At 53.4% G+C, this 2386-nt stretch carries 4 protein-coding genes; 3 read left to right on the forward strand and 1 reads right to left on the reverse strand.

Annotation, left to right across the window (positions count from 1 at the left end):
- The 3 genes from B5477_RS00250 to B5477_RS00260 form a co-directional block, all read left to right on the forward strand.
- Window positions 1–635 (forward strand): replication initiator protein A (locus tag B5477_RS00250; RefSeq protein ID WP_079697849.1); only part of this gene is annotated, 635 nt, incomplete at its 5' end.
- Entirely contained in the window at window positions 632–1474 is an 843-nt protein-coding gene (locus B5477_RS00255; RefSeq protein WP_079697850.1) for an ATP-binding protein, read from the forward strand. The genes B5477_RS00250 and B5477_RS00255, both read left to right, overlap by 4 nt.
- A gap of 14 nt (window positions 1475–1488) precedes the next feature.
- Entirely contained in the window at window positions 1489–1683 is a 195-nt protein-coding gene (locus B5477_RS00260; RefSeq protein WP_079697851.1) for a transposon-encoded TnpW family protein, read from the forward strand.
- Window positions 1684–1752: 69 nt separating this feature from the next.
- Here B5477_RS00260 and B5477_RS00265 read toward each other — a convergent pair whose 3' ends face one another.
- On the reverse strand, window positions 1753–2172 hold the full coding sequence (locus B5477_RS00265) for a nuclear transport factor 2 family protein (protein ID WP_079697852.1): 420 nt from the start codon (window positions 2170–2172) through the stop codon (window positions 1753–1755).
- Between the last annotated feature and the right edge of the window lie 214 nt (window positions 2173–2386).

The following is a 2386-nucleotide window of genomic DNA, read 5'->3' on the forward strand; positions in this document are numbered from 1 at the left end:
TAGACCGCTCCACCCTCTCCCAGAAGAACAAGTGGCAGGACGACGAGGGCAGGATTTATATTATCTATCCCATCGCGGAGATAGCCGAAATACTGGATAAAGGCAGCACCACCATAAAGGGGGCGCTGAATGAACTGGACGCGGCGGGGCTGCTGGAACGGGAACGGGGCGGCTTCTCCGCACCGAACCGGCTGTATGTGAAAGTGCCGCGTGTGCCACAGGTACAGTTTTCCGACCAACTGATGGCCGGAAAACCGACCCTCATAGAGCCGGAAAACCGACCTACTGATGGTCAGAAAACCGACCTTATGATGGTCGGAAAACCGTCCCCTAACCAAACTACTATAAACAACCTTACAGAGAACCAAACAAAGGGAGTGAGTGGGGAGCCGCCCGCGCCCTATGGCCGATACCAGAATATTTTTCTGTCAGAAGCAGAATACGCGGAACTGAAAGAGGACTACCCCGACCGGCTGGAACGGTTCATTGAGGAAATGAGCCGCTACCTTGCCGCCAGCGGGAAAAGCTACCAGAATTATGCCGCCGCCCTGCGGATATGGGCGGGGAACGACAAAAAGGGCGCCCCGAAAAAGGGCATCCCTGACTACTCATGCAAGGAGGGCGAGAGTTTATGAAGAACGAAATCAACGCTGTTTTGGAGAATATGACGGCTGCCACCCCGGAGCCGGAGGACTACACCGGCGAGGACGGTTTACTCTACTGTGGCAAGTGCCGCAAGCCGAAAGAAGCCTATTTTGCGCCGGACAAGGCCGCTATCTTTGGGCGCGACCGCCACCCGGCAGAGTGCGACTGCCAGAGAGCCGCCCGCAAGGAACGGGAGGCCGCCGAGAAGCGGCGCAGGCACCTTGATACCGTGGAAGAACTGAAACGCCGGGGCTTTACCGACCCCACCATGCGGGACTGGACTTTTGAGAACGACAACGGCAGGAACCCGCAGACCGGGATTGCCCGCCGGTATGTGGAACACTGGGAGGATATGCGAACCGACAATATCGGCTGCCTGTTCTGGGGCGGCGTGGGAACCGGGAAAAGCTACCTTGCGGGCTGTATCGCAAACGCCCTTATGGAGAATGAAATCCCCGTCCACATGACAAACTTTGCCCTTATCCTCAATGACCTTGCCGCCAGCTTTGAGGGCAGGAACGAGTACATTTCCCGCCTTTGCCGCTATCCGCTGCTTATCCTTGACGACTTCGGCATGGAGCGCGGGACGGAATACGGGCTGGAACAGGTTTTCAATGTGATTGACAGCCGTTACCGCAGCGGCAAGCCGCTGATCGTCACGACCAACCTCACGCTGGACGACCTGCGAAACCCGGAGGACACCGCCCATTCCCGGATTTATGACCGGCTGCTTTCCATGTGCGTCCCGGTACGCTTTACCGGCGACAACTTCCGGCAGGAAACCGCACAGCGGAAAATGGAGAGCATGAAGAAACTGATTACCGACTGAAAGGAGTATTGCCTATGGCAGATAACAAGCAGCACGACACCCGCACCGCTCGCCGCCCCGACTGCGTGACGGAAATCCGCATGGGCAATTCCGTCCTTGTCGTGTCCGGCTATTTCAAGAAAGACACTACCACCACCGCCGCCGACAAAATGGCGCGGGTACTGGAAGCGGAAGCCGCTGCTACACAGGAGCCTACTTATCCGGCGTGAGCCGGAGCATGAAGAAAGCGGCCATGCCGGGGAGCGTGGCCGCTGTAAATAGGCTTCTAAACACAGATTTTAGAACCACGGAGAAGTTTCGCCCTTAAATTGCGGAACAGAGCCATTTTGATAAGGGTCATAGTTATTGATGTTGCAACCGAACTCTTTGAGAAACAGGATTTTATCATCATTTGTCCATTCAACAAGGGAAATCCCGTCAAAGGCTTCAACCTTTCCGTCGTTCATCTGATTTTTGAAGTACCATTCAACCATAGTTTGATTGGCTTTGTGGAAGAACTGCTTTATATCCCATTGAAGCACAGTGCCACGGGTATTCCATTCGTCAAACCAAAGTTTGATTTTTGCAGAGCCGTGATATTCCGGCCCCCAGCTTTCAATGTAGGTGGCATTATCTGAAAACATCTCGGCTATACCCAAATCTTTCTTTTGCAGCCACATATCAAACCACCGGCGAATGATTGTTTCACGAGTTTTCATAACAGACCTCTTTTCATTGTGGAATTATAGAAAAGTATATCATAAACCATTCAATGCGGCTACTGCCAATCGGATATAGTCGTTGATTGCTACACAAAAACCGGCGATTTGACAAGCTGTAAAGAAGCAGATTTGACACTTTTGCCGCTATACAACCAGCCCTGTTCCGTGGTACAATGAAACCACGGAATAGTGGGGCTGGCTGTCGGAAACG

Source organism: Provencibacterium massiliense, from assembly GCF_900169495.1.
Taxonomy (GTDB): Bacteria; Bacillota; Clostridia; order Oscillospirales; family Ruminococcaceae; genus Harryflintia; species Harryflintia acetispora.